Below are 24,212 nucleotides of genomic sequence, written 5' to 3'. Positions count from 1 at the left end.
TCTTCGGAGCGCCGGCCGGTTCCTCTGACGATCAGGAAAGGAACTGAACATGAACCGCATTCTTCTTACTGGCGCGTCAATCGCAGCCCTTCTCGTGGCCGCTCCCGCCATGGCGCAGAACAACAGCTCGACAGTAGACCAGACGGGCAGCAGCGCCGTCGCCACGGTCGACCAGACTGGCGCGACAGATATTTCGACGATCACGCAGACGGGCGGGGGCACCGTCAACGTCAACCAGGACGGCGTCACCGGATCGACGTCCACGGTGACGACCAGCGCTGACGATCGTCCGCCGGAGAGCACCGTCGACGTGACCCAGAGCGATGACGGCACCAGCAGCGCCGCCACCAGCCAGGCCAACGTGTCGACGGTGGTCCAGGACAATGTGAACGGCTTCGGTCTCAGCGGCACGGGCTCGACGGTCAGCGTCACCCAAACTCACAATGCGGGCGGTTATGGGCAGAACAGCTCCATCGTTCAGCAGGGCCGCAACGCCGTCAGCGGACAGGTGACGGTGAGCCAGACGGGCGGCGAGAACGTCTCCGACTATGGTTCCTTCACCTCCACCGATAACGACGCGAGCATCACTCAGGCCGGCGTCCAGAACACGTCGTCGGTCGTGCAGAATTTCCAGAATGGCGGTGCGCTCGCGACGGTCAATCAGAATGGCACTGGTGGCACCAACAGCGTCTATATCCAGCAGGTTTCGGACGGTTTCTCAGCCACGCCGCCGGAGTTTGCCCTGGGCGCTGAAGCGTCGGCCATGCAGAACGGCTCGCTCAACACCTCGACGATCAGCCAGACCGGCTTCAGCGAGACGGCGGCGACGGCCAACTTCGCCAGCTCCAGCCAGACCGGCAACCTCAACACGTCCACCATCGCTCAGACCGGCGTCGACGGGTTCGCCTCGCTGACCCAGGTCGGCAACGGCAACGACTCGCTGATCACGCAGGGCGGCAGCGGCAACTCGGCCACGGTCAGCCAGATGAGCGACAGCAATGACTCGGTCGTCGCTCAGACCGGCACGGGCAACACCGCCATCGTCAATCAGTAACGAAGTGACCGGCGCCTCTCGCGAGGCGCCGGTCCGTAAACTGCTCAAAAGGGGGAAATAACAGTGAAGAAGATGTTTCTTACGGGGGTCTCGGTTGCGGCGATTTTCGCTGCTGGCCCGGCGCTCGCTTCGGACTCCGTCGTCAATCAGAATGGCCTCGGCAACGACGCCGCCGTCAATCAGACGGGATCGACCGGCGATACGGACTCGACGATCGAACAGAACGGCACCAACAACCAGGCGAATGTCACCCAGTCGGGCGACAACAACAACGTCACCATCAGCCAGACGCAGTCCATCGCCCTCGGCTCGACCGACCCGTCCAATGAAGCGACGGTGACCCAGCAGGGTGTCGACGGTGACCTGACCATCCTTCAGGAAGGCGACAACCGCGCAACCGTCACCCAGGGCGAAGCCAGCGTCGACGATGACGGCCTTATCGTCCAGGTCGGACTGGAGAACAGCGCGGAGCTCACCCAGGAAGGCGACAGCCAGGCCGCCGGAGTTCTCCAGATCGGTGGCGGCAACACCGCCACGATCAGCCAGACCGGAGCAGGCACCGATCCGGCCATCCCGACCGTCGAGGAAGTTCTGGCCGGTGAGGCCGACGGCGCGGGCATCGCTCAGCTGGGCACTAGCAACATCGCTAGCATCACTCAGACGGGGCTGAACGACGGATCGGGCGTACTCCAGGTTGGCGATCGCAACACGGCGATCACCAACCAGGCCGGAATCTCCTCCTTCTCAGGAGTGATCCAGACGGGCACTGACAACGTGGCTGGTGTCTCCCAGAATGGCACGGACGGTTATTCGCTCGTCCTGCAGGAAGGGAGTGCCAATACCGCCGACGTTGCTCAGAATGGCGGCGACCTCTCCACCGTCAATCAGCTGGGCGAAGGCCATAGCGCTACGGTGAGCCAGGACGGCGGCGCGATTTCGGATATCGCACAGTCCAACGAGGCCGCGGGCGCTCCGGGGAATCGCGCGACCGTGTCGCAAAATGGAGCCAGCATTTCCACGGTGACCCAGCTCGGCCAGCGCAATAGTGCCGGCGTCACGCAAACGGGTGACGGAAATCAGTCGCTGCTCGACCAGGGCGGTCCGCCGCCCGCCGAAGCCAATAAGATCGGCGACTCGAACAGCACGGCGACGATCGCGCAAAACGGCTCCGGGAACTACTCGCAAGCCTCGCAGCGGGCTGATGGCGCGTCGGTCAGCGTCGATCAGGATGGCGTGGACAACCGCTCCACCATTTTCCAGGGCGCGGGCACGTTCAATCCGGCCGACGAAAACGGTGACAACGCCGTGGCGTCGGTCGCGCAGACGGGTAACAACAACGTCTCCGACATCCAGCAGCGCAACGACGATGTCAGCGCTACGGTCACTCAGACCGGCGATGCGAACGATTCCGGCATCATCCAGAATGCGCGTTTCGGGATCGCCTCCGTGACCCAGTCGGGGGGCAGCAACGAATCCGACGTCTCGCAGGGGACGGCGGCGCGCGGCGCCGATGCGATCGTATCGCAGACCAGCTCCCTCGCCGGCATCGGCAACTATTCCAACATCACGCAGAGTGCCGAGGACGGCTACGCCAACGTCACGCAGGACGGTGAAGGGAACGACTCGAACGTCTCGCAGTCGGGCGCCAACAGCGCTCCGCCGCGGATGGAAGCGTTCGTCACCCAGACCGGCCTCAACAATGAGTCCGACGTCATCCAGACGATCACCGGCGCCGGTGCGCTGGCCGATGTGGACCAGGACGGGGCGGAGAATGTGTCCACCGTCTCGCAGCACGGCAATGCGGAAGCCTATGTCTCGCAGATCGGCGATTCCAATGCGTCGACCGTGACGCAGAATGTCGGATCCGACGGTTCACAGGCCTTTGTCTCCCAACTCGGCGACAGCGGCTCTTCGCTCGTGACGCAGAATGCCGGCGACAACACCGCCACGCTGACGCAGACGGCGAGCAGCCTCTCGGCTTACTCGGAGATCACGCAAGGCGGCGGTTCCAACAACTCGGCGTCGGTGACGCAGAGCGCCGAGGCTGACTCCTTCGTGACGCAGACCGGCAACGGCAACATCGCCACCGTCGATCAGTCGGGCGCCGGCGCCCTGTCCACCATCACGCAGAATGGCACGGACAACAGCGCGCAGGTGACGCAGGCGAGCGCGTCGATCTCGACGGTCAGCCAGACCGGCATCGGCAACCTCGCCATCGTCAGTCAGTAAGTAACTACGGCTGGCGCCCGAACTGGGCGCCAGCCGGCTTTTTGAACGTGAAGGAGCCGATGATGGGCAGACGAATACTAATCACCGCATGTGCCGTGCTGGGGTTGGTCTCGACGACGCCCGCATGGGCCGACAATGACAAAATTCCACCCGGCGATCCCTGTGGTATCGGCCCCGGTGTCGGCACGGGAAATCCGTGCAACGGCAATAATGGCAACGAGGGAGAACAGGGCAACTCCGGCAATGGCCATGGTGGCGAGGTTCCCGACTTCGAAATTACGCCCCTCCCGGGCCATGGCGCCTACATCACGCAGATCGGCGACTATAACCGCGCCGATGTAACCCAGACCAATTCGGACTCCCTCGCGATCGTTTGGCAGCATGGCGACGACAACCAGGCGGACGTCACGCAGAAGGGCACCCATCGCGATTTCGCGCTGGTCAAGCAGCTCGGTGAGAAGAACCGGGCCGCCGTCTCGCAGCAAGGCGCTGGCGAGACCGTCCTCTATGCGGTCCAGGCGGGCGATCGTAATCAGCTGACCGCGAGCCAGACGTCCACCGCGGCCAGCAATGGCGCGATCATGGCCCAATTCGGCTCCGACAATCAGATGTCGCTTGTCCAGAACGGGTCGGACAATCAGGCCCTGCTCAAGCAACAGGGCGACGAGAATGAGATGCACGCCACCCAGAACAACGACGGCAACCGCCTCGTCTGGGTCCAGAACGGCAACAATCTCCCCAAGGGCAACCAGCCGACCCAGATCACTCAGAATGGCGGTGGGAACTTGCTCATCACCCAGACTGGTGGATGGTAGCCCTGGCGTCCGGCAACATGGCTGGCATTTCGTCTCCGTCACCGGCCCTGCTATAACCTGCGTGCAGGCATGACCCAGCGTGGGAACAGGACAGCGACCATGACACAGTCCAGCGGTGAGAAGCGCACGCTTCAGGTGGCGCTTGGCCTCGGCCTTCTCGCCCTGCTTTGCGCCCCGACGGCGGCGCAGGAGCCGCTCGGCCAGGTCGAGCAGGTGCGCTCAGCCGGCGATTCCTCCGGGCCGATCGAGCAGGTCTCGAGTGGAACCCGCGAGGTGATGACGCCGCGCGCGACGGGGGCGCTCACGCCGTCGGTGCAGCAACTGAGCCCGGCCGGGGAGGAACGCACGCCGCCGACGCAGCTTGGCGATGCCGAACGCGATGCCGCGCCGCCGGCGCAGCTCTATCGGGGTGGCCCGACGGCGCAGCCGCCGCAGGCGCTTTCCGAGCGAAGTGAGGGCCGCACAGGCGCGATCGCGCCCGTCGAGGGCGGCGAGGATGCGTGCGATCCCGCCGACGAGGCGCAGGCGAAGGCCAAGGTGTGCGCGCGCGTTATCGAGACACGCTCGGCCGAGTTCGTCCGGCCGGACCCCACGCTTCTCTCCCCCGAGCAAAGGCTGATCGTCCAGCAGCGCCTGCGCGAAGATCCCGCGAGCCGCACGGAAGTGACGCGCCGCCTCGCCAAAGAGGGAGACGCGGCCACGTTGGAAGGGCTGGGCGTCGCCTCGATGGTGCTCAACCAGCCCGCGTCGGCGCCTACGGACCAACCGAAGAACGACCCCGCGGAGAATCCCGCGATCGATGCCGCTGCGGCCGCGATATTGGAGATCATCGGCCAAGGGGTGAGTGTGACGCCGCCGCAATGAAGCGGAACCAATCGGGCATGAAAGGAACAGCGCAATGGCAGGCCTCTTCGGACCCTTGGCTTTCTTTGCGGCCGCGATGACCGGTGCGCCGGCATCCGAGGCTGTGCCCATCCGCCTCGCCGCCGAGCCCGTGGGCGAGGGCGTCCGGCTGACCGTGATTGGAGACTCGGACGTCGCGATGACCGCCCGCTATTCGTTGGAAGTGGTAGCGAGCGAGGGGGGCAATCGCTCGGTGCAGCGGGGGGAAGCGCATCTGCAGCCCGGAAGGGCGGCGACGCTCGCGACCGTCACTCTGGGACAGGCGGACAGGGGTTGGTCGGCCATACTCAAGGTCTCGCCCGAGGGCGGGGCGGCCTATGAGAGAAGCGCGGCTTCTACGAACCGCTAAGTCGCGCGCTGGGCGGGCAACCACCCTCGAAAGGGTGGTGGACAGGGCTGGATTCGAACCAGCGTAGGGCGAAGCCCGGCAGATTTACAGTCTGCTGCCTTTAACCACTCGGCCACCTGTCCCCGAAAGCGCCCTCGTTCGGGCCCCTTGGATGGGCAGGCGGTTCAATGGCGAAAGGGGGCGCCGCTGTCAACGCGGCCATTCCTCAACTTTCTTTCAGCCAGATCATCAACTCTCGGAACGGGATCACCTGGTTGAAGGCGATGCCGGCGAAGCCGTCCTGATACCAGCGCACGGCGCCTGGGATTGGACGGAATTTCTCCAGCGACAGGACCACCTCCTGGCCCGGCTCGAGCGGTTGGTCGGTCTCGATCTTGATGCCGCCCTGGGAGATGTCGCGGGTGTTTACCCAATGAATGGCGGCGCCGACGCGCAGCGTCGCCAGGCGATCGATCTCGACGCGCGGGAGACGCGGCTTCCATCCATTGGGGAGGACGGGTTCGACGGTGAGCAGCTCCTCGACGTCGATCGGCTCGTCGAACCCGACGCCGATGTTGGACCCGTCGCACCAGGTGACGCTGCCGCTCACCTGGTCGTTCGTCTTGAGCTCGACGGAAAGGCGCTGCCCTTCCTCGAAGGTGGAATAGACATGGGCCATCAGCCCGCCGGCCGAAATATTCCGGATAAGGCAAAGCTCGCGGCGTCCGTCGACGATCAGCGTGCCGACGCGCAAGATGGTGAGATACCGCGCCTCCCGCCGGCGCTCCGGTGGCCGGGCCGGCACGTCTCGAGAAAAGGAGAAGGTCGTCTCCTCCAGGGCGCTCGTCATCAGCAACATTCCCTCCGTCGGCATCGGCCCGGGGAGAGCCCTTCGCCCGGGCAGGTCTCCCAGTAGCGTGGCAGAGGTTTAAGAAGACCTTACACCCGCCCCCGCGCTGCTACGGCAACCCCCGAGTGCCGGCGGCCGTCTTCACGGCTTGCTTACCAGTTTTGGCTATTCCGCGCGGTCATGAACGCGGAAAGCAGGATCCAAGCCGGCGCGCTTCGGGACGCGCGGCCGCGGTCGGCGGTTAGCACCGGCGTCGGCCTAGCCGGTCTGGCCGGCTTCCTTGCTTGGATCGTGGTGGCTCGTGCTTACGGGATGGCGGGGCCCGCGGCATCGCTCATCGGTCTTCTCGCCTGCGGGCTGCCGATGGTTCTCTGGTCGCTGCTCGTCGACAAGGTGCATCGCAGCCCCAGCACCGGCATCGACTGGGATTCGCCGCCGCGCCCGCTGCGGGACAGCATCGACATCAGCCTGGTGAAGCTGGTGGGCCTGTGGGCGATCTGGGGCGTGATCGGCTGCCTCTACTGCATCGCCCGCTGGTATTGGCGCGGCAATTATCTGTTCGCGATGCAGGCGCTGGCGATCGGGTCGGTCGCCGCATTGATTCTCTCGATTCCCTATGTGCTGTGGCTCGACCGCCGCCTTGTCGAACCTCGCGACGGCGCATGGCACTTCGGCCGGCTGCTGATCGGGCGCGGCCGCAACCTCGACAAGGACCTTCTCCACGACTTCTTCCGCAGCTGGGCGGTCAAAGGCTTTTTTCTCGCCTTCATGATCTCGATCGTGCCGGGCAACTGGACGCATGTGATCCAGGCGCCCGCCTCGGACATCGCGGCCAATCCGGTCAGCCTCTCCTTCTGGCTCGTTTCAGCCATGTTCCTGATCGACGTGTCGTTCGCGACGGTCGGCTACGTGCTGACGATGAAGCCGCTCGATGCCCATATCCGCTCGGCCAATCCCTATGCGACGGGCTGGGTGGCGGCGCTCATCTGCTACCCGCCCTTCATCCTGATGAACGCCGGCGGCCCGCTCGATTATCATCAGGGCACCGCAGGACCCGACGGGTGGACCTACTGGCTGGGAGGATATCCGCTGGTGATGGCGATGACCGGCATGCTCCTGGTGCTGCTCACCGCCGTCTATGCCTGGGCGACGGTCGCGTTCGGCCTGCGCTTTTCGAACCTTACGCACCGCGGCATCCTGACCCACGGTCCATATGCCTGGACCAAGCACCCGGCCTATGTGTCGAAGAATCTCTTCTGGTGGCTGGCGACGCTGCCCTTCCTGGCGACCAGCGGCAGTCCGGTCGACATGATCCGCAATTCCGCGATCCTCGCGATGGTGAGCGGCGTCTATTATTGGCGTGCCCGCACCGAGGAGCGGCACCTGATGGCCGATCCCGCCTATCGGGACTATGCCGAATGGATGGCGCGGAACGGCCCGCTGCCACGATTTGTCCGCGCCCTGAAAGGCGTCGGAAAGGTGGAGCCGGTGGCAGCGGAATAGCGGGGCACCCCGGCCTTCACGGCCGAGGTGCCTCAGCACGGATCAAGGGCTGACCGGTATGTTATCCCCGTCATCGTCATCGTCGAGGAATTTGACGAAGCCGAAGATAAGGCCGCCAAGGACGATGGCCGCGACTACATAGGCCGCGGTATTCTCACCCATCTGGGCGCTGCCCTGAAGCGAAGTTTCCGGCGCCGGCACGGGAGCCGACGCCTGAGCGAAGGCCGGGCTGGCTGCCGTCATGGCGACGGCGGTGAGCAGCGTTGCTACCCTCTTGGCAATCATGTCATTCCCCTTATTCTGGTTGGTAGGGCCCGATCTCCTCAATTCGGCGCGGTGCGGAATCGTTGCGGCCCCGCGGCCGTTACACCGCTGAAATGGCTCGGCTTGTCCCGCGCTGCGGGTGAGCCGTGCGGAGGGTAGGACGAGCCGCGCTGACTAGTGCGCTTCCTGCATGCTGAGCGCTTCGGCTTCCTGGACCTCCTGCCAGAGGACGTCGAGGAGCCCGGTAAGCTCGGCAATGTGGGGCACGTCGTGGCGCCTCACGCAGCGATATTTGCGGGTAAGAAGCGCCACTTCCGCCAGAATGAGACGGGTGAGTTCGCCGTGGGCGTCCAGTGAAGGGATCGCCTCATAGGCTTCGAGGGCCTGGGCGCGAAGCAGGCCGTCCTGGTCGTGCATCATGACTCACCTCCAAGGAAAGGAAGGGCGTTGATCGGAAGCGTGGCGAGGCCCGCCAAATGGAGGGCGGCCGCGCCGGCGAGGATCAGGAGCAGGAAGGCCACCGCGATCCAGGCGATGCGCCCTCCGCGTCCGGCTTCCTTTTCCTCCTCGACGAGGTGGGCGGGCACCCATTCCGGCTCCAGGTTAAGCGTTCTCGGCGCATCCGGTTCGGCAATGGGGGCCGGCGGCGCGACGTCCTTGGGCCGGGCGAGGGATGGACCTGAACGGCCGGCCGCGAAGATCAGCTTTTCGGACGCGAGCACGGCCTTCTGGGCATCGAGGCGCCGCGTCATTTCGCTCAAAGCGTTATCGGCAGGCGGCATATCCTCGATGAAGCCCTTGAGCTCATTGTCGAGGGCAACGAGACCGTCGAGCGCCTCCATGGCGAGCCGCCGGTCGCTGCGCTCCATGGCAAGCTGGAGCCGCATCACATTCATGTTGCTGGCGCGGAGCAGGAGCATGCCGCGCGCAAGATCGCCTTCCGATGCCGGGCGCGACACCCAGTTCGCGCGCCCGATGAAGCCTGGGGTGTCCACGCCTGGTCCGGTGGTCGCCATGATAATGCCTCCCGCCCCGAACGGTCTCCCCCTACCGATTCGCTGTTATAAGGAGGAGGGTAGCGCGAAGCGCGGCGGCTGGAATCCCTTAGGAGGGCGGAACCCGATTAGACGTTGCGGATGCGGGACGAGCGTGGGATTTCGTCACCCCGCGGAAGCCGGGGCCCAAGAACACATGGGTAGGGAAGATGCGAAGACGTCCTTCCCCGTCCTGAGAGAAGGGTGTTCTTGGGTCCCGGCTTTCGCCGGGATGACGCTCGGAACTCTAGAAGCTCATTTCCTCATAGACGTGGCTGACGTCGCCCTGCCAGTCGCCATGGTAGCGGCCGAGGAGCTGGTCGGCGGGCGATTGGCCCTTGGCAAGGATCTCGCGCAAGGGGTCGAGGAAGCCTTCCTCATTGTCGCCCGCAGCGTTGAGGTGGGCACGCGCCTTGAGGCCCGATTCGGCAATGGCGAGGATGCGTCGCCCGAATTCGCGCAGGGGCTCGCCGCCCGGCGCCACGGCCTTGAGACCGAGCTTCGGCACCGCGTCGCGGAGCGTCTGGCGCTCCTCCAGCGTCCAGTGCTTTACCTCGTCCCAGGCGGCGTCGAGCGCGGTCTGGTCGTAGAGGAGGCCGACCCAGAAGGCGGGGAGGGCGCAGATGCGCGCCCAGGGGCCGCCGTCGGCGCCGCGCATCTCGAGGAAGCTCTTGAGACGCACCTCCGGGAAGGCGGTGGAGAGATGGTCGGTCCAGTCCGAAAGGAGGGGCTTTTCGCCAGAAAAGCCGGGAAGACGGCCCTCCATGAAATCGCGGAAGGACTGGCCGGCGACGTCGATGTAGCGGCCGTCGCGGTAGACGAAATACATCGGAACATCGAGCGCATAGTCGAGATAACGCTCGTAGCCGAAGCCGTCCTCGAACACGAAGGGCAGCATGCCGGTGCGGTCCGGATCGGTGTCCGACCAGATGTGGCTGCGATACGAAAGGAAGCCGTTGGGCTTGCCGTCGGTGAAGGGCGAGTTGGCGAAGAGTGCCGTCGCGAGCGGCTGCAGGGCGAGGCCGACGCGGAACTTCTGAGCCATGTCGGCTTCGGAGCCATAATCCAGATTGGTCTGGATGGTGCAGGTGCGGAGCATCATGTCGAGGCCGAGATTGCCGACCTTCGGCATGTATTTCAGCATGATGGCATAGCGGCCCTTGGGCATGATGGGCATGTCCGCGCGCGTCTTGTCGGGCCACATGCCGAGTCCCAGGAACCCGAGGCCGAGCCGCTCGCCCGCTTCCTTGCAGCAGGCGAGGTGACGGCCCGTTTCGGCGCATGTCTGGTGGAGATTTTCCACCTGGGCGCCGGAAAGTTCGAGCTGACCGGCGGGCTCCAGGCTGACGGTACCGTCGGGGCCGGCCAGGGCGATGGCGTTGCCGTTTTCGAGCACCGGCTGCCATTCGCCGCAACTGGCGAGCGCCTCCAACAGGTCACGAATGCCGCCGGGCTCGTCATAGGAAGGGGCGCGGTAGTCGGACCGGCGATAGACGAACTTCTCGTGCTCGGTGCCGATCCGCCACGCCTCCTTCGGCTTTTCACCCTTGATGAAGGTCCGCAGAAGATCGTCTCGACTCTCCATCACGGGATCGGCGGCGGCGGAGGCGGTGCGCGTCGTCATGGCGGCCCCATAGCCGGCGCGGAGCGGGGCCGCCAGCCGGTTTCGGCCTGCTAACGTTCGGCGTGACGCTCCCAGTCTCCAGCTTTGGCCATCCAGAGGGAGACGGCGGCGAGAGCGGCGGTGTCGGCGCGGAGGATGCGTGGGCCGAGTGAGACCGGTTCAACCTGCGCAAGTTCGCGGATGCGGGCGCCTTCCGCGTCGGTGAAGCCGCCCTCTGGGCCGATCAGGATGGCGGCGGGGCCCGGCCTGGCAGCCGCGGCGAGGGGAGCGCCGCCCTGCTCGTCGGCGAAGAACAGGGTGCGCTCGGCGGGCCAGGCGGCGAGAAGGGCGTCGAGCTTTTGCGGCTCGGCCAGTTCGGGCAGGGCGGTGCGCTCGCATTGCTCGGCGGCTTCGACCATGTGGGCGCGAAGACGTTCGGTGTTGACGCGGTCGACGATCGTGCGCTGGGTGAGCACGGGCACGAGCCGCGCGACGCCCAGCTCGGTCGCCTTCTCGGCGATCCAGTCGATGCGGCCGCGCTTGATCGGGGCGAACAGGAGCCAGAGGTCGGGGACGGTCTCGCGCTCTCGCAGATGCGAGACGACGCGAAGGGCGATGCGCTTCCGCCCCGCTTCGCTGATCTCGGCCAGCCATTCCCCGGTGCGATCGTCGAACAGCTTCACCTGTCCGCCGGGGCCGAGGCGAAGGACGTTGGCCAGATAATTGGCCGGAGCCCCGTCGAGCGTGAGGGCGGCATTTTCGCTCAGCGCCGCCTCCACATAGAGGCGGGGAAGGCTGGAAGGCGGCCAGGCGGGAGTGGCAGGCATGGTTCACCCCTAATCGTTCGTCCCGAGCCTCGTCGAGGGGCGTTGGCACAGCCTCATCGCATGCGCCCCTCGACTTCGCCCGGGACGAACGGCATGGGATCGGTTCATGAGTTCACTCGAGACCGACATCGTTCCCGACAGCGAGCGGCGCGGATTGATCGGAGCGTTGCCGCGGGCGCTGCGACCCTACGCTTCGCTGATGCGGCTCGACCGGCCGATCGGGGCGTGGCTGCTGTTCTGGCCCTGCGCCTGGAGCGTCGCGCTGGCAGGGATGGGAAGCGACGGCGTGGCGCTGATCCTGTGGCTGGGGCTCGGCGCCTTCGCGATGCGCAGCGCGGGATGCGTCTACAACGACATCGTCGACAAGGATCTCGATGCGCAAGTCGAGCGGACGCGCCTCCGGCCGCTAGCGAGCAAGCGGGTTTCGTTGAAAGGGGCCTGGGCGCTGCTGGTGGGGCTGAGTCTCGTCGGGCTGGTCGTGCTGCTGCAGCTGGACATCACCGCCGCGCTGGTGGCGCTCGGGAGCCTGGCATTGGTTGCGGCTTATCCGTTCATGAAGCGGATCACCTGGTGGCCGCAGGCCTGGCTTGGTCTCGTTTTTTCCTGGGGCGCGTTGGTCGGCTGGCCGGCGGTGAGGGGCGAGATGGATCCGGCGGCGCTGTGGCTGTGGGCGGGCGCCATTTTCTGGGTGATCGGCTACGACACCATCTATGCCATCCAGGACAAGGAGGACGACGCGCTGGTCGGCGTCAAATCCTCGGCGCGGGCGCTAGGGCGGCATGCGCGAAGGGGCGTGGGCGTCTTTTATCTTGTCGCTCTCGCTCTCTGGGCGCTGGCAATCTGGCAGGTGCGGCCGGACGGGCTGGGCCTTGTCGCGCTGCTGCCGATGGCGTTGCATCTCCTCTGGCAGGTCACAGCCCTCAGTTCCGACGATGGCGCGGACGCATTGGCCAAGTTTCGGTCCAACCGCTTCGCGGGGCTTCTGATGTTCCTCGCCTGCTTGGCGGTCGGTACGACCTGACCTTTTGCTTTTGCGGCCGCGGAGTCCTAAGCGGCGGCGATGCTAGACGTGAAAGACGCCGAGGCGCGCGCCGCCTCCCTGGTCGAGGCCGCCCGTAAGGCCGGAGCCGATGCCGCCGACGTGCTCTATATCGGAGATGCCGCGACCGAGGTTCAGGTGCGGCTCGGCGAACTGGAAGACGTGCAGCGCTCCGAAGGCGAGGAAATCGGATTGCGCTTTTTCCTGGGGAAGCGCTCCGCCAGCGTCTCTTCATCCGACCTGTCGGAAGAGGCATTATCCGCTCTTGTCGAGCGCGCGGCGGCGATGGCTCGCGAGGCGCCGGAGGATGATTCCGCCGGACTGGCGCCCGAGGATCGGCTGCTACGGGGCGCCGGCGTGGATGTGGACGGGGACGATGGCAGGGATCCCTCGCCGGCGGACCTCAAGGAGCGCGCGCTGGCTGCCGAGGCGGCGGCGCGATCGATCGAGGGCATCACCAACAGCGAAGGCGCGGCGCTCAGCGCCGGCCGTTCGGTGATTGCGCTGGCCACGAGCCATGGCTTTTGCCGCGGCTATAGGACGAGCGGCTACGGTGCCTCGGCGAGCGTCATCGCCGGGATCGGGAGCACGATGCAGCGCGACTATGCCACCCATAATGTGCGGCATCTGGAGGACCTGGACGCGCCCGAAGCGATCGGGCGGCGTGCCGGCGAGCGGGCGTTGGCGCGGCTCAATCCGGTGCGGGTGCCGAGCGGGGCGATGCCGGTGGTGTTCGATCCGCGCGTGGGCGGCAGCCTGATCGGCCACATGCTGGGCGCGATCAGCGGTCCGTCCGTTGCGCGCAAGACCAGCTTCCTGCTCGGCCGCGAAGGGGAGCAGGTCTTTGCCAAGGGGATCGTCATCCGCGACGACCCGCATCGGCCACGCGGCCTGCGCTCCAAGCCGTTCGACGGCGAGGGGATGGCGACGAGCCCGAGCAACCTCGTCGAGGATGGGCGCTTGACCGGCTGGCTGCTGGACAGCGCATCGGCGCGGCAGCTGGGGCGCGAGCCGACGGGCCATTCGACGCGCGGCATCGGCGGCCCGCCCGGCGCCGGCGCGACCAATGTCGACCTCCTCCCGGGCACGGTGAGCAAGGGCGACCTCATCCGGGACATCAAGCGCGGCCTCTATGTGACGGAGTTGATCGGCCATGGCGTCAATCCGGTGACCGGCGACTATAGCCGCGGGGCCTCCGGCTTCCTGATCGAGGATGGTGAGATCACGGCGTCCGTCGCGGAGATCACCATCGCCGGCAATCTCATCGAGATGTTCATGGCGCTGACGCCGGCCGGCGATCTGGAACATCGCCGTGCCGTCAATGTTCCGACCGTCAGGATAGAGGGAATGACGGTCGCCGGTGCTTGAAGAGGTTTCCAGGATTACTCGCGAGGCTGGACGGATTGCTGCCAGCCGCTGCGGCAGCGCGTTCAAGCAGTGGGAAAAGGTGCCGGGGCATCCGGTCTGCGACGTCGACCTGGAGGTCGACGCCTATCTTCGCGAGCATCTGGGGGCGTTGGATCCGGACGCAGGCTGGCTGTCGGAAGAGACCCTGGATGCCACCGATCGTTTCGAGCGCCGCCGCGCCTGGGTCGTCGATCCGATCGACGGCACGCGCGACTATCTGCGCGGGCGCACGGGCTGGTGCGTGTCGGTCGCCCTCATCGAGGATCGGACCCCGCTGATCGGGGTGCTCGACGCGCCGCAGCGGGGAGAGCATTGGACGGCCGAGCGGGGCAAGGGCGCCTGGCGCAATGGCGAACGCCTCCAGGTAAGTAGCCGCACCGAATTCATCGGCGCGCGCGTGCCGGCGGACCAGCTCCCCCAGATAGACAGCGATCTCGTTGCGGTCGCGAAACCCAATTCGATCGCGCTTCGCATCGCCATGGTCGCCGCCGGCGAGGCCGACCTGGTGGCGACGCTCCGCTGGGGGTTTGAATGGGACATCGCCGCAGCCGCCCTGATCGCGGAAGAAGCGGGCGCCACGGTCACCGGAGCGCTCGGCCAGCCGCTCACCTTCAATACGATCACGGGCGAGGCGTTCGGCGTCCTGGTAGCGACGCCCGGTATCCACGCTGCCGCCGCCGAAAGGCTGCGCAAGCGTGCGCTGGCGGTGGTTTGAACGGCGCGGAATCATGATAATCTGATCCACTGTTTGCGTCGCCTCTATCCAGGAGGAAGTCGCGCATGTCGCTGGGCCCGGAAGACCGATCGCGCTCGCTGCCGCCCGAGGCGTTCCTCGACAAGACTCTCGCCGCGGCCGCACAGTGCGGCGTCACGCGCCTCGCCGATATCACCCGGCTCGATCGTCTGGGCCTCCCGGTCTGGCAGGCGGTACGGCCGGCCGGGAAGGCGCTCAGCGTGCATCAGGGCAAGGGCGTCTCGCCGCTGGCCGCGAAAATAGGCGCACTCTGCGAGGCGATCGAATGCCACTGCGCCGAAAATGCGCCGGCCGATGGGCCGCTATGTCGTTTCGCCGCCTTGCCGTCGAACGAGCGGGCGCCCGACCTGGCCGATTATGCCGACAGCCGAGACGCTCCGCCGCCCGGCGACGAGCCGATTCAATGGTCCGTTGCCAAAGATTTGGTCACCGGGCGCGACCACTATCTGCCGCATCTGCTTGTATCGCTGGACTGCACTTTGGGTCTTCCCAGCCGGTTCGATCGGGAAAGCAACGGGCTGGGGACTGGCGCCGACGAAGACGACGCCCTCACCATCGCGCTTCTCGAGATCATCGAGCGCGACGCGTTGGGGGAGTGGCAACGGGTGGATTTCGAAAAGCAGGCGGCGACGTCGATCGCGCTCAGTACCGTGCCCTTCGATTGGTTTCGAAACTGGCTGTCATGCTTCGCGGAGCATCGGATCGAGCTCCAGCTGTTCCGCCTGACCTCCGACCTGTCCGTCCCCGTGTTCCTGTGCGTGATTGGCGGCATGGAGGAATTCGGGCCCGCTTACCGCCGCTTCTACGGCAGCGCAGCCCATGGCGATCCCGAGCTCGCCTTGTTCAAGGCTCTCGCCGAAGCGCTGCAATCGCGGCTGACGGTGATCGCCGGCGTGCGCGACGATATCCTGCCGTCCTACTATAGCTCCAGGCCTCCCGCGACGGCCCAGATCGCGCGGGACAAGCCCGCGGGCGCGCTGGTGTGGGAGGATACGCCTTCACTGCCCTGGGAGTGGGAGCCGCTCGTCGAGAGCCTGGCTCGCTGCGGATATCGCCAGGTCGTCGCCAAGCGTCTCGACGATGGGCTGGGCCTGGTCGTCACGCGGGCGTTCGTGCCGGGCCTCGGCTCGACGGACCGGACACGCAGGCATCCTTCATGACGATCATCGCCTTCGCCGGACCGTCGCTCACCGAGGAGGACCGCCGCGAGTTCAGTGGCGTCACCTGGATGCCGCCGGCCGAGGCGGGCGACTTGTTGCGGCTCGATGTCAATGCCTCGACGAGGCTGTGCCTCATCGACGGCTATTTCGACCATCGGCCTGCCGTGCGGCACAAGGAGATATTGCTGCTGCTCTCCGAAGGCATTCGCATTTTCGGGGCCAGCAGCATCGGTGCCCTTCGAGCGGCGGAGATGGACGGGTTCGGCCTGATCGGAGTGGGCGCCATCTATCGCGCCTACGCCAGGGGCAACCTGGTTGGCGACGACGAGGTCGCGCTGGTGCATGGGCCCGAGGACTGGGATTGGCGTCCCTTGTCCGTGCCACTGGTGGATGTTCGAGCCACGCTTTGCCGCGCGCGCAGGCGTGGCCTCATCGACGCCGAGGAGGCGCGCGCTCTGCTCCAGGCCGCTGCGTCGATCCATTACATCGATCGGACCTGGAGTTTGGTCGTGCAGCTGGCCTCGCTTCCACGACAGCATCCGCCGCTGGAATCATCGCTGAAGCAGTGGGCGGTCGAACAGAAGCGGCTCGATGCCCGCGAGTGCCTCCGGATGGCCGCCGGAGAGGTTCCGGCCCTCCGGCGGCCTGCGATGGTCAGGACGGTGTTCCTCGACAATCTCGCCCTCGAATGCGGCGTCGATCTTGATCGACGATGCTTGGCAGGCACGGCTGACGGCAGAGTGACAGATGATCCTATTAAGGTTAATAAAAGGCAGTAATCCAGTTGGAGTCGCGTTCCGTCCTTCACGGAGGCAAATCATGGCTGGCAGCAAGAAAAGCGGTACCGAGACGAGCAAAGGCGGCGGCAAGAAGACGACCGACGGCGCAACGACCGACGCGACCACCGAAGCCAATATACGGCCGACCAAAAGTTCCGCGAACATCGACCCAAACAAGAAATAGCCGGGGCTGACCCTTAGGGTCTCGGAGGACGTTCGGCGCACGGCTGCTTTTTAAAGCATGCCCACCGTAACGCTGAGGCGTTCGAAGCGCTTGTTGCGCTCGCGACCCGGGTTCCGCTCGGCCTCGCGACCTGCCGCCATCGCGCGCTCTAACAGGTCGACGAGCCAGCTCCGGCGCGCGGCGCTCTTCAGCGGGTTGTGGAAAAGGACCCACTGCTTGAGCCGTTCGTCCGTCAGCGGATCCGGCGCGCACCAGCGAGCGGCCACGGATCGACGCCAATGCTCCGCTCGCTCCGGCAGGTCGGGCAGCTGGACTCCGACGGCGGCCAGAAGCGCGTACAGCTCGCTCATCACCGTCGGCTGCGTACGGGCGAGATCGTCCGGGTGATCGCGGCGGACAAGCGACAGCTGCTCGACCGCCCGCTCATAGTCGCCGCTGAGCAGATACAGGAAACCCTGTTCCTCATAAGGCGCTTCGGTGACGAAGGGCGTGAGGTCGAGGCATCTTTGCAGGAGGTTGGCGGCGCCGTCGAGGTCGTCCAGATACATGAGCGCGGTCGCCACCTCGACCAGCCGGCGCTCATTATAGGGGTTGAGCTGCAGTGCCTGGTCGAGATGCTGGCGGGCGAGCAACCATTCGCCGGCCCAGAGATGCGACCAGCCCTTCATGGTGTGGAAGTGGGATTCGGTCGGGTCGAGGGCGAAGGCCCGATGGGCGAGTTCATAGGCGCGCCGCCGCTCGGCTTCCCCGGTCGAACCCAAGCCCGAATAACAATAATCGGTGTCGTAGAGGCGAGCGAGCGGCGGGTAGGCGAGGGCGAAATTCGGGTGCTCCTCGATCATCGTCTCCCATGTGGCCGCGATTTCGCGGGCCGCGGCGTAGCTGGTCTGCCCCCGCATCTTGAGCCGGGTGAGGAAATAGAGATCGTAGACGTCGTGCGGCTGGGCCGGCAGGTTGCCGAGAAGATCGTCCTGCATGCGGGGCAGGGCGGCCGCCGCGATCCGGCGCACCAGCCGATCGACGTTGGGACCGAGCTGGCCGTCCGAAAGTTGGATGTTGTCAGCCCAGATGATTGCGCGGGTGGCGAGGCGGCAGAGGCGGGTGAAGGCGCGAAGGGAGCTGCCGTCATGCACCAGGCGGAGCGACAGCTGATAGTCGCGCTCGCCATAACCTTTCGCGGGGAGAGCCGTCGCCATTTGATCCGAGACGAGCCGGATATCGCGGAAGCGCGACAGGGCGAACAAAATCTCTTCCCGGACGACGGCGGCGAGGTGAGGGGCGGAATCGCGCACCGCCAGATCATCGAACGCGCCGAGATAGAGGAGCGGCGGCGCACCGAGGCCACTCGCCATCTTGTCCGAGAAGGCGCGTGGAGCCGTCCGCGGTCTTCGTTGCGCGACCGCCTCGACCGGGTCTACCGGCGGCAAGAGGCGATAGCCTCTGCCATAGACGCTTTCGATGTAGCGGGGCGACTTCGGGTCGTCGCCTAAGGCGTGTCGCAACTCCTTGATGACGGACGTCAGCGCGGATTCCGACACGATGGTGCCATCCCAGACCGAGGAGAAGAGGGCATCCTTGGTGAGGAGCCGCCCGTCGTGTTCGGCAAGCATCAACAGGACGCGATAGGCCTTGTTGCCGAGCTTCACCGGCCCGCTGGGGCCGAGCAGCCGTTCGTCCGCCCGGTCGATCGTGAAATCGGCGAACGCGAGGTTTGTGCCATAATTCGCCTCGGTCGACATGTTCGTCGCTCCGCTTCGCGAGGGCGATGGCCTCGCCATGTATTTACCACAGCCACGCTCCCGTTTCGACGCCAAACGGATCGTGGAAAGATTCTGGGAAAACGCATCCCATGATCTTTCCAGTCGCCGCTCAGGATGCGTCGGGCCGGTTCCCGTAGACCCGCCTCCAGCCGGCACTATCGTCGGCCCGAACAGGAGACGAGAGATGTTCATGCAAAAAGGCTTTTTCGCCTTCGTCGCGTCGCTGATGACGATGATCGCCTTCAGCGGCACGGTCGCCGTGATGACGGTCGACGGGGGCGCCGGGTTTCCCGACCGGGGGCCGGGTCGATATCAGGCCGCCTGAAGCCGGCCTGCCTCATCCGGAGCGCGATGTTTCGCGTCCCAGGCGGACGGTTCGGGCCAGAGCCGGATCGTCCGTCCCGCCGCCGCTCGCATAGGAATTGGATCGGAGCGGTGGCGGCCGTCAAAATCCTCCAACGGGCGCAATTCCGAGACGCGGAATCTCGATCTTGGGGCAGCGGTCCATGACGACCTTGAGGCCGGCCGCCTCGGCCCGGGCGGCAGCTTCCTCATTGATGACTCCGATCTGCATCCACACCGACTTGGCACCCGCGGCGATCGCCTGGTCGACCGCCTCGCCGGCGGCCTGCGGACGCCGGAAGATGTCGACCATGTCGATGGGCTCGCCGATCTGGCCGAGCTCGCGCCAGACATATTCGCCATGAACATGCTCGCCCGTGATCTGCGGGTTGACCGGCAGGACCCGATAGCCGTGCGATTGAAGGAACTTCATCACGCCGTAGCTCGGCCGGTCCGGGCGGTCGGACGCGCCGACCAGGGCAATGGTGCGCGTGTTGGCGAGAAGCTCGGCAATGTCCTGGTCGCTGGTCAGCGGCATGTCGTTCCTCCTTGTGCCCCAACACCGCCCGAGGACAACCGCTCACATCCGCTTTCGGTTCACTTCGTCCAGAAGCCGCGCCGCAATAGCCGCGAATATCTCCGCCTCCTCGCCCTCGCCGGCGGCGGGCGGCGTCCCCGCGTCCGAGGACCGGCGGATCGAGAGGGTAAGGGGAACGCGGCCGAGGAAGGGAATGTCCATGACCTTAGCCGCCGCTTCCGCTCCGCCCGCGCCGAACGGGTCCGAAACCTCGCCGCAATGGGGGCAGGCATAGCCGGCCATATTCTCGACCAAGCCGAAGACCCGCACGTTCATCTTGCGGAAGAGGTCGATCGCCCGAGTGGCGTCGATGAGGGCGAGGTCCTGCGGCGTCGAGACGATGACGGCGCCCGCCGGGGCATATTTCTGAACGAGCGACATCTGGATGTCGCCCGTGCCCGGCGGCAGATCGACGATCATCAGCTCGGCATCGCCCCAGTCGCCCTCCATCAGCTGGCCGAGGGCGCTCGCCACCATCGGGCCGCGCCAGGCGAGCGCGGTGCCGGCGTCGACGAGCTGACCGATGGACAGCATCTTCACGCCATAGGCCTCGACCGGGATGATCTGCTTGTCGGCCAGTTCCGGCCGCTCGTCATTGCCCATGATCCGCGGCTGCGAGGGACCATAGATGTCGGCGTCCACCAGGCCGACCTTGTGGCCGGCGCGGGCGAGGGCGATGGCGAGATTGGCAGCGACGGTCGATTTGCCGACGCCGCCCTTGCCGCTGCCGACGGCGATGATGGTGCGACTTACCTTGTCGGCCGTCATGGCGATGCGGATGTCGCTGACGCCGGGAAGGCCGATGGCCGCAGCGCGGATCTGTCGCTCCAAGGTCGCCCGCATTTCGGCGGTGAGGCCCGTGACGTCAAGGATGAGGCTGGCGATGCCGTCCTTGATCCGGGGCGGTTGGACGCGGCCTTCGCTCACCAGGTCCCGGCCGCCGGGTACCTTCAGCCGCGCCAGGGCGGCCATCAGGGCTTCGGAATTTTCGGTCATGCCTGGCAGGCGATAGGCATATCGGCGGCGGATGCCACTGTTTTTCCGTCAAACCGCTTCCTATAAAGGCCCCATGAACAAATTTTTTGGGTGGGGCGCTCGTGTCGGCGCCGTCTTCAATGAGAATAAAGGCGGCCCCTGGGGCACGGGCGGAAGCGGCGGATCGGGCGATGGCGGCGGCAGCGGCCCGCGCAATCCCTGGGGTCAGCCTCCGCGCAAGCGCCGGCCCACCGGCACGACCGGCAACGTCACCTCCCTCGACGACTTCCTGAAGAAGAGCCGGGAGCGCTTCGGCGGCGGCCGTTTTCCTTCGACCGGTGACGGGAAGCCTTATTGGCTCTACGGGCTCGCCATCTTCCTGGTTCTGTGGCTGCTCTTCACCAGCATCCACCGCATCGGCCCGCAGGAGCGCGGCGTCGTCACCCGCTTCGGCAACTACACGGCGACCATGGGCCCCGGCATCGGCCTCACCCTGCCGGCGCCGATCGACAGCGTGCAGAAGGTGGACGTCGAGGAGATCCGGACGATCGACATCGGATCGACCGACGCCAATAGCGAGAATCTCATCCTGACGGGTGATCAGAACATCATCGATCTTGCTTATTCAGTGCGCTGGAACATCAAGGAGCCGCAGCTCTACCTGTTCCAGATCGCCAATCCCGAGGATACGATCCGTGAGGTCGCCGAAAGCGCGATGCGCGCGGTCGTCGCCGGCGTGTCGCTGGACGACGCGATCGGCTCCGGCCGGAGCGAGATCGAGCAGCGCGTCGCCCAGGTGATGCAGCAATTGCTCGACGATTATCGCGCGGGCGTGGACATCCAGGGCGTGGCCATCAAGCAGTCGGACCCGCCGGCGGCGGTCAACGACGCCTTCAAGGAAGTCTCGGCCGCGCAGCAGACGGCCCAGAGCTATCTCAACGACGCGCGCGCCTATGCGCTTCAGCTCACTGCCAAGGCGCAGGGCGAAGCGGCGGCGTTCGACAAGGTCTATGAGGAATATCGTCTCGCGCCCGAAGTGACGCGGCGGCGCATGTATTACGAAACGATGGAAAAGGTTCTCTCCCGCGTGGACAAGACGATCGTCGAGGCGCCGGGCGTCACGCCCTATCTGCCGCTGCCCGAAATACAGAGGCGACAGCAGGAAGGAGCCGCCCGATGATCCAGCGCCTGGGCCGCAATCCGATCGCGCTCGCCTTCGTCGCGATCCTGGTGCTGATCCTGGTCGGATCGACCTTCGCCATCGTGCCCGAGACGAAGCAGGCGGTGGTCGTCCGCTTCGGTGAGCCGCAGCGCATCGTCAACCGCTTCAAGCCGAACCAGGATTTCGGCCAGACCGGGGCCGGCCTTACCGCCCGCATTCCGTTCATGGAACAGATCGTCTGGATCGATAAACGCATCCTCAGCGTCGACATGGATCGCCAACAGGTGCTCTCGACCGACCAGTTGCGCCTGCAGGTCGACGCCTTCGCCCGTTACCGGATCGTCGATCCGCTGCGCATGTATATCGCCGCGGGCACTGAGCAGCGGGTGAGCGACGCGCTCCGCCCGATCCTCGGCTCGGCGCTCCGCAACGAGCTCGGCAAGCGGCCGTTCGCCGCGCTGCTGAGCCCCGAACGCGGCCAGATGATGGACAATATCCAGACGGCGCTGAACCGGGTCGCCCGCCAATATGGCGCCGAGATCGTCGACGTCCGCATCAAGCGCGCCGACCTTCCCGACGGCACGCCGCTCGAATCCGCCTATGAGCGGATGCGGACGGCACGGCAGCAGGAGGCGCGTTCGATCCTCGCCCAGGGCCTGAAGCAGGCGCAGATCATCCGCGCGGAGGCCGATGCGGAAGCAGCGTCCACTTATGCCGAGGCCTTCGGCAAGGATCCCGATTTCTACAATTTCTACCGGGCCATGCAGTCCTACGAGACGACTTTCGTCAACAATGGATCGGGCGAGCCGATGGGACGGTCCTCGATCGTATTGTCGCCGAGGAACGAGTATTTGGAGGAGTTTTCCGGCGGCCAATAAGTCGGGTGCGCGGCTTCATCCATTCAATTGACGTTAAGCCGCGCGCCATAGCTTTAAATCCGTCTGAACGACCCGTCCGGGTCCGCCCGGCCGGGCTACGAAACGCAAGGAGATCGACAACGTGCGCTACGTCTATGGCATCACCGCCGCACTGCTACTGGGTGGAACCGCCGCGACGCTGACCGTGGGTCCCGTCGGAGCGCAGACCGCTCAGAACGATCCCAGCGTCATCGCCCGCGCCGCGCCGAGGCCGGGCGCGCCGATGAGCTTCGCCGATCTCGCCGCTCGGCTCCAGCCGGCCGTGGTCAACATCTCGACCAAGCAGTCGATCGAGGTCAACCGCTCGCCCTTCCCGCCGGGGTTCGAGGAGTTCTTCCGCCGGTTCGGCGGGCAGCTTCCCGAAAATGACAACACCATCACCCAGCGCGGCGGCTCGCTCGGTTCCGGTTTCATCATCTCGCCCGACGGTTACATCGTCACCAACAACCATGTGATCGCGCCCGCGCGCGACGGCGCGACCGTCGACGAGATCACCGTCACCCTCTCCAATCGCCGCGAATATCAGGCCGAGCTGGTCGGCCGCGACGTCGCCTCGGACCTCGCCGTGCTCAAGATCAAGGACGATAACCTGCCCTTCGTCCGCTTCGGCGATTCCACCCAGACCCGCGTCGGCGACTGGGTGTTGGCGGTCGGCAATCCGTTCGGCCTGGGCGGTACCGTCACCGCCGGCATCGTTTCGGCCCTGCATCGCGGCATCACCGGCTCCGGCGCCTATGACCGCTACATCCAGACCGACGCCTCCATCAACATGGGCAATTCCGGCGGCCCGATGTTCGACATCAACGGCAATGTGATCGGGATCAACACCGCCCTCATCTCGCCCACCGGCGGCAATGTCGGCATCGGCTTCGCTATCCCGGCCGAGCAGGCGCGGCCGGTAATCGACGCGCTGCGTCGCGGCGAGCGGCCGGTCCGCGGCTATATCGGTGTCAGCCTGCAGCCGCTCGACGAGGGCATCGCCGACTCCCTCGGCATCCCGCGCAACCGCGGCGAGCTGATCCGCGGCGTCCAGCCCGGCAGCCCGGCCGCGCGCGCCGGCATCGAGCAGGGCGACGTCATCATCACCGTCAACGGCGAGCCGGTGACGCCCGATCAGACGCTCTCCTATCTCGTCGCGCAGCAGCCCGTCGGCTCGCGCATCCCGGTCGAGCTCATCCGCAGCGGCCAGCGTCGGACCGTGACCCTGGAGGTCGCGGAACGGCCGACCGAGGAGGAGCTGGCTCAGATCGGCGGCACGGGCGAAGAGGCCGAGATAAAGCCCCAGCCGGAAGAGCAGCAGTCGGACAGCCAGCGCCAGGCGCGCGAGGGCCTGGGCGTTACCGTCCAGACGCTCACGCCGGCCATGGCCCGGCAGCTCCGGCTCAATGAGACCAATGTGCGCGGCGTCGTGATCGCGGCGGTCGATCCGTCGAGCGACGCGGCCGCCGAGGGACTGCGGGCCGGCGACATCATCCTGTCGATCAACCAGCGCGAGACGCCGACGCCGGAAGCGGCGGCGGCGGCGGTGGAAGCGGCTCGGCGCAGCAATCGCGGCACCGTGCTGCTGCTCATCCGCCGGGGCAACAATCCGCCCCTCTACGTTGGGGTCGATCTGGTCCGGAAGTAAGTTTCCGGCCGTCCAGCGGAGGCAGTGGGGAGAGGGCCTTCGTTCGGGTACTAAGGCGGATCGCGGTGCTGCTCTTGACCTGCTTGCCGGGCGCAGCGCGTTCGGGAATAGTCGCGGCC

25 protein-coding genes and 1 tRNA gene are annotated in these 24,212 nt (G+C 66.1%); 16 read left to right on the top strand and 10 right to left on the bottom strand.

The window, feature by feature from the left end; translation table 11 throughout:
• The first annotated feature begins 49 nt into the window (after positions 1-49).
• From DF286_RS02770 to csgH, 5 genes are all read left to right on the top strand, one after another.
• The gene (locus DF286_RS02770) at positions 50-1,054 is read left to right on the top strand and encodes a hypothetical protein (RefSeq protein ID WP_109270053.1); all 1,005 of its coding nucleotides are present in this window, start codon (positions 50-52) and stop codon (positions 1,052-1,054) included.
• 72 nt (positions 1,055-1,126) lie between these two features.
• Complete coding sequence (locus DF286_RS02765; RefSeq protein WP_243444839.1) at positions 1,127-3,283, top strand: beta strand repeat-containing protein; 2,157 nt, start codon at positions 1,127-1,129, stop codon at positions 3,281-3,283.
• Between the two features lie 62 nt (positions 3,284-3,345).
• The gene (locus DF286_RS02760) at positions 3,346-4,098 is read left to right on the top strand and encodes a hypothetical protein (protein WP_158274600.1); all 753 of its coding nucleotides are present in this window, start codon (positions 3,346-3,348) and stop codon (positions 4,096-4,098) included.
• A gap of 99 nt (positions 4,099-4,197) precedes the next feature.
• Entirely contained in the window at positions 4,198-4,962 is a 765-nt protein-coding gene (locus DF286_RS02755; RefSeq protein WP_109270050.1) for a hypothetical protein, read from the top strand.
• Positions 4,963-4,996: 34 nt separating this feature from the next.
• The gene (gene csgH / locus DF286_RS02750) at positions 4,997-5,350 is read left to right on the top strand and encodes a curli-like amyloid fiber formation chaperone CsgH (protein WP_109270049.1); all 354 of its coding nucleotides are present in this window, start codon (positions 4,997-4,999) and stop codon (positions 5,348-5,350) included.
• Between the two features lie 35 nt (positions 5,351-5,385).
• Here the strand turns inward: csgH and DF286_RS02745 are convergent.
• Both DF286_RS02745 and DF286_RS02740 read right to left on the bottom strand, forming a co-directional pair.
• A tRNA-Tyr gene (locus tag DF286_RS02745) sits at positions 5,386-5,472 on the bottom strand.
• An 83-nt stretch (positions 5,473-5,555) separates the two neighbouring features.
• Positions 5,556-6,179: a PilZ domain-containing protein gene (locus DF286_RS02740; RefSeq protein WP_158274599.1), complete on the bottom strand. Its 624-nt coding sequence runs from the start codon at positions 6,177-6,179 to the stop codon at positions 5,556-5,558.
• Positions 6,180-6,359: 180 nt separating this feature from the next.
• Here DF286_RS02740 and DF286_RS02735 point away from each other — a divergent pair, with 180 nt between their 5' ends.
• Positions 6,360-7,682: a methyltransferase family protein gene (locus DF286_RS02735; protein ID WP_109270047.1), complete on the top strand. Its 1,323-nt coding sequence runs from the start codon at positions 6,360-6,362 to the stop codon at positions 7,680-7,682.
• A 42-nt stretch (positions 7,683-7,724) separates the two neighbouring features.
• Here DF286_RS02735 and DF286_RS02730 read toward each other — a convergent pair whose 3' ends face one another.
• From DF286_RS02730 to DF286_RS02710, 5 genes are all read right to left on the bottom strand, one after another.
• A complete protein-coding gene (locus DF286_RS02730; protein ID WP_109270046.1) occupies positions 7,725-7,967 on the bottom strand; it encodes a hypothetical protein in 243 nt (80 codons plus the stop codon).
• Positions 7,968-8,120: 153 nt separating this feature from the next.
• Entirely contained in the window at positions 8,121-8,366 is a 246-nt protein-coding gene (locus tag DF286_RS02725) for a hypothetical protein (RefSeq protein WP_109270045.1), read from the bottom strand.
• The gene (locus tag DF286_RS02720) at positions 8,363-8,962 is read right to left on the bottom strand and encodes a hypothetical protein (RefSeq protein WP_109270044.1); all 600 of its coding nucleotides are present in this window, start codon (positions 8,960-8,962) and stop codon (positions 8,363-8,365) included. The genes DF286_RS02725 and DF286_RS02720 overlap by 4 nt, the downstream gene beginning before the upstream one ends.
• A 265-nt stretch (positions 8,963-9,227) precedes the next feature.
• Complete coding sequence (locus tag DF286_RS02715; RefSeq protein WP_109270043.1) at positions 9,228-10,604, bottom strand: glutamate--cysteine ligase; 1,377 nt, start codon at positions 10,602-10,604, stop codon at positions 9,228-9,230.
• Positions 10,605-10,654: 50 nt separating this feature from the next.
• Positions 10,655-11,410 (bottom strand): 16S rRNA (uracil(1498)-N(3))-methyltransferase, encoded by a 756-nt coding sequence (locus tag DF286_RS02710; protein WP_109270042.1) that lies wholly within the window; start codon positions 11,408-11,410, stop codon positions 10,655-10,657.
• A 106-nt stretch (positions 11,411-11,516) separates the two neighbouring features.
• Between DF286_RS02710 and ubiA the strand changes: the two genes are divergently transcribed.
• From ubiA to DF286_RS15050, 6 genes are all read left to right on the top strand, one after another.
• Positions 11,517-12,431 carry a 4-hydroxybenzoate octaprenyltransferase gene (gene ubiA, locus DF286_RS02705; protein ID WP_109270041.1) on the top strand — a complete coding sequence of 305 codons (915 nt, stop codon included), beginning with the start codon at positions 11,517-11,519 and terminating at the stop codon, positions 12,429-12,431.
• Between the two features lie 39 nt (positions 12,432-12,470).
• Positions 12,471-13,817, top strand: coding sequence for a TldD/PmbA family protein (locus DF286_RS02700; RefSeq protein WP_109270040.1), 1,347 nt, complete (start codon positions 12,471-12,473; stop codon positions 13,815-13,817).
• Positions 13,818-13,830: 13 nt separating this feature from the next.
• Positions 13,831-14,571 carry an inositol monophosphatase family protein gene (locus DF286_RS02695; protein WP_243444838.1) on the top strand — a complete coding sequence of 247 codons (741 nt, stop codon included), beginning with the start codon at positions 13,831-13,833 and terminating at the stop codon, positions 14,569-14,571.
• A 65-nt stretch (positions 14,572-14,636) separates the two neighbouring features.
• Positions 14,637-15,770: a YcaO-like family protein gene (locus DF286_RS02690; protein ID WP_109270038.1), complete on the top strand. Its 1,134-nt coding sequence runs from the start codon at positions 14,637-14,639 to the stop codon at positions 15,768-15,770.
• Positions 15,767-16,549 (top strand): TfuA-like protein, encoded by a 783-nt coding sequence (locus tag DF286_RS02685; RefSeq protein WP_109270037.1) that lies wholly within the window; start codon positions 15,767-15,769, stop codon positions 16,547-16,549. Before DF286_RS02690 ends, DF286_RS02685 begins: the two co-directional genes overlap by 4 nt.
• 40 nt (positions 16,550-16,589) lie before the next feature.
• Positions 16,590-16,733 (top strand): hypothetical protein, encoded by a 144-nt coding sequence (locus DF286_RS15050; RefSeq protein ID WP_158274598.1) that lies wholly within the window; start codon positions 16,590-16,592, stop codon positions 16,731-16,733.
• Between the two features lie 50 nt (positions 16,734-16,783).
• On the opposite strand, the gene DF286_RS02680 is transcribed toward DF286_RS15050, so the two are convergent.
• Positions 16,784-18,472: a winged helix-turn-helix domain-containing protein gene (locus DF286_RS02680; protein WP_158274597.1), complete on the bottom strand. Its 1,689-nt coding sequence runs from the start codon at positions 18,470-18,472 to the stop codon at positions 16,784-16,786.
• 205 nt (positions 18,473-18,677) lie between these two features.
• On the opposite strand from DF286_RS02680, the gene DF286_RS15045 reads away from it, so the two are divergent.
• Positions 18,678-18,818, top strand: coding sequence for a hypothetical protein (locus tag DF286_RS15045; RefSeq protein ID WP_158274596.1), 141 nt, complete (start codon positions 18,678-18,680; stop codon positions 18,816-18,818).
• Positions 18,819-18,938: 120 nt separating this feature from the next.
• Here the strand turns inward: DF286_RS15045 and DF286_RS02675 are convergent, their stop codons facing one another.
• Positions 18,939-19,373 carry a CoA-binding protein gene (locus DF286_RS02675; RefSeq protein WP_109270035.1) on the bottom strand — a complete coding sequence of 145 codons (435 nt, stop codon included), beginning with the start codon at positions 19,371-19,373 and terminating at the stop codon, positions 18,939-18,941.
• 42 nt (positions 19,374-19,415) lie between these two features.
• Entirely contained in the window at positions 19,416-20,180 is a 765-nt protein-coding gene (locus DF286_RS02670; RefSeq protein ID WP_243444837.1) for an Mrp/NBP35 family ATP-binding protein, read from the bottom strand.
• Positions 20,181-20,481: 301 nt separating this feature from the next.
• Between DF286_RS02670 and hflK the strand changes: the two genes are divergently transcribed.
• From hflK to DF286_RS02655, 3 genes are all read left to right on the top strand, one after another.
• Positions 20,482-21,567 carry an FtsH protease activity modulator HflK gene (gene hflK, locus DF286_RS02665; protein ID WP_109270034.1) on the top strand — a complete coding sequence of 362 codons (1,086 nt, stop codon included), beginning with the start codon at positions 20,482-20,484 and terminating at the stop codon, positions 21,565-21,567.
• Positions 21,564-22,427 (top strand): protease modulator HflC, encoded by an 864-nt coding sequence (hflC, locus tag DF286_RS02660; RefSeq protein WP_109270033.1) that lies wholly within the window; start codon positions 21,564-21,566, stop codon positions 22,425-22,427. Before hflK ends, hflC begins: the two co-directional genes overlap by 4 nt.
• A gap of 121 nt (positions 22,428-22,548) precedes the next feature.
• Entirely contained in the window at positions 22,549-24,093 is a 1,545-nt protein-coding gene (locus DF286_RS02655; RefSeq protein ID WP_109270032.1) for a Do family serine endopeptidase, read from the top strand.
• The last annotated feature ends 119 nt before the right edge of the window (positions 24,094-24,212 follow it).

Origin of the sequence: Sphingosinicella humi (assembly GCF_003129465.1) — a bacterium.
GTDB lineage: Bacteria > Pseudomonadota > Alphaproteobacteria > Sphingomonadales > Sphingomonadaceae > Allosphingosinicella > Allosphingosinicella humi.
Note: the sequence above shows the minus strand (reverse complement) of the source record. Positions and strands in the feature narration are given on the sequence as shown.

What these genes read in the sequence shown, in the direction of transcription:
- DF286_RS02770 (WP_109270053.1), top strand. Translation starts at nt 50, where the DNA reads ATGAACCGCATTCTTCTTACTGGCGCGTCAATCGCAGCCCTTCTCGTG.
- DF286_RS02765 (WP_243444839.1), top strand. Translation starts at nt 1,127, where the DNA reads ATGTTTCTTACGGGGGTCTCGGTTGCGGCGATTTTCGCTGCTGGCCCG.
- DF286_RS02760 (WP_158274600.1), top strand. Translation starts at nt 3,346, where the DNA reads ATGGGCAGACGAATACTAATCACCGCATGTGCCGTGCTGGGGTTGGTC.
- DF286_RS02755 (WP_109270050.1), top strand. Translation starts at nt 4,198, where the DNA reads ATGACACAGTCCAGCGGTGAGAAGCGCACGCTTCAGGTGGCGCTTGGC.
- csgH (WP_109270049.1), top strand. Translation starts at nt 4,997, where the DNA reads ATGGCAGGCCTCTTCGGACCCTTGGCTTTCTTTGCGGCCGCGATGACC.
- DF286_RS02740 (WP_158274599.1), bottom strand. Translation starts at nt 6,179, where the DNA reads ATGACGAGCGCCCTGGAGGAGACGACCTTCTCCTTTTCTCGAGACGTG.
- DF286_RS02735 (WP_109270047.1), top strand. Translation starts at nt 6,360, where the DNA reads ATGAACGCGGAAAGCAGGATCCAAGCCGGCGCGCTTCGGGACGCGCGG.
- DF286_RS02730 (WP_109270046.1), bottom strand. Translation starts at nt 7,967, where the DNA reads ATGATTGCCAAGAGGGTAGCAACGCTGCTCACCGCCGTCGCCATGACG.
- DF286_RS02725 (WP_109270045.1), bottom strand. Translation starts at nt 8,366, where the DNA reads ATGATGCACGACCAGGACGGCCTGCTTCGCGCCCAGGCCCTCGAAGCC.
- DF286_RS02720 (WP_109270044.1), bottom strand. Translation starts at nt 8,962, where the DNA reads ATGGCGACCACCGGACCAGGCGTGGACACCCCAGGCTTCATCGGGCGC.
- DF286_RS02715 (WP_109270043.1), bottom strand. Translation starts at nt 10,604, where the DNA reads ATGACGACGCGCACCGCCTCCGCCGCCGCCGATCCCGTGATGGAGAGT.
- DF286_RS02710 (WP_109270042.1), bottom strand. Translation starts at nt 11,410, where the DNA reads ATGCCTGCCACTCCCGCCTGGCCGCCTTCCAGCCTTCCCCGCCTCTAT.
- ubiA (WP_109270041.1), top strand. Translation starts at nt 11,517, where the DNA reads ATGAGTTCACTCGAGACCGACATCGTTCCCGACAGCGAGCGGCGCGGA.
- DF286_RS02700 (WP_109270040.1), top strand. Translation starts at nt 12,471, where the DNA reads ATGCTAGACGTGAAAGACGCCGAGGCGCGCGCCGCCTCCCTGGTCGAG.
- DF286_RS02690 (WP_109270038.1), top strand. Translation starts at nt 14,637, where the DNA reads ATGTCGCTGGGCCCGGAAGACCGATCGCGCTCGCTGCCGCCCGAGGCG.
- DF286_RS02685 (WP_109270037.1), top strand. Translation starts at nt 15,767, where the DNA reads ATGACGATCATCGCCTTCGCCGGACCGTCGCTCACCGAGGAGGACCGC.
- DF286_RS15050 (WP_158274598.1), top strand. Translation starts at nt 16,590, where the DNA reads ATGGCTGGCAGCAAGAAAAGCGGTACCGAGACGAGCAAAGGCGGCGGC.
- DF286_RS02680 (WP_158274597.1), bottom strand. Translation starts at nt 18,472, where the DNA reads ATGTCGACCGAGGCGAATTATGGCACAAACCTCGCGTTCGCCGATTTC.
- DF286_RS15045 (WP_158274596.1), top strand. Translation starts at nt 18,678, where the DNA reads ATGTTCATGCAAAAAGGCTTTTTCGCCTTCGTCGCGTCGCTGATGACG.
- DF286_RS02675 (WP_109270035.1), bottom strand. Translation starts at nt 19,373, where the DNA reads ATGCCGCTGACCAGCGACCAGGACATTGCCGAGCTTCTCGCCAACACG.
- DF286_RS02670 (WP_243444837.1), bottom strand. Translation starts at nt 20,180, where the DNA reads ATGACGGCCGACAAGGTAAGTCGCACCATCATCGCCGTCGGCAGCGGC.
- hflK (WP_109270034.1), top strand. Translation starts at nt 20,482, where the DNA reads ATGAACAAATTTTTTGGGTGGGGCGCTCGTGTCGGCGCCGTCTTCAAT.
- hflC (WP_109270033.1), top strand. Translation starts at nt 21,564, where the DNA reads ATGATCCAGCGCCTGGGCCGCAATCCGATCGCGCTCGCCTTCGTCGCG.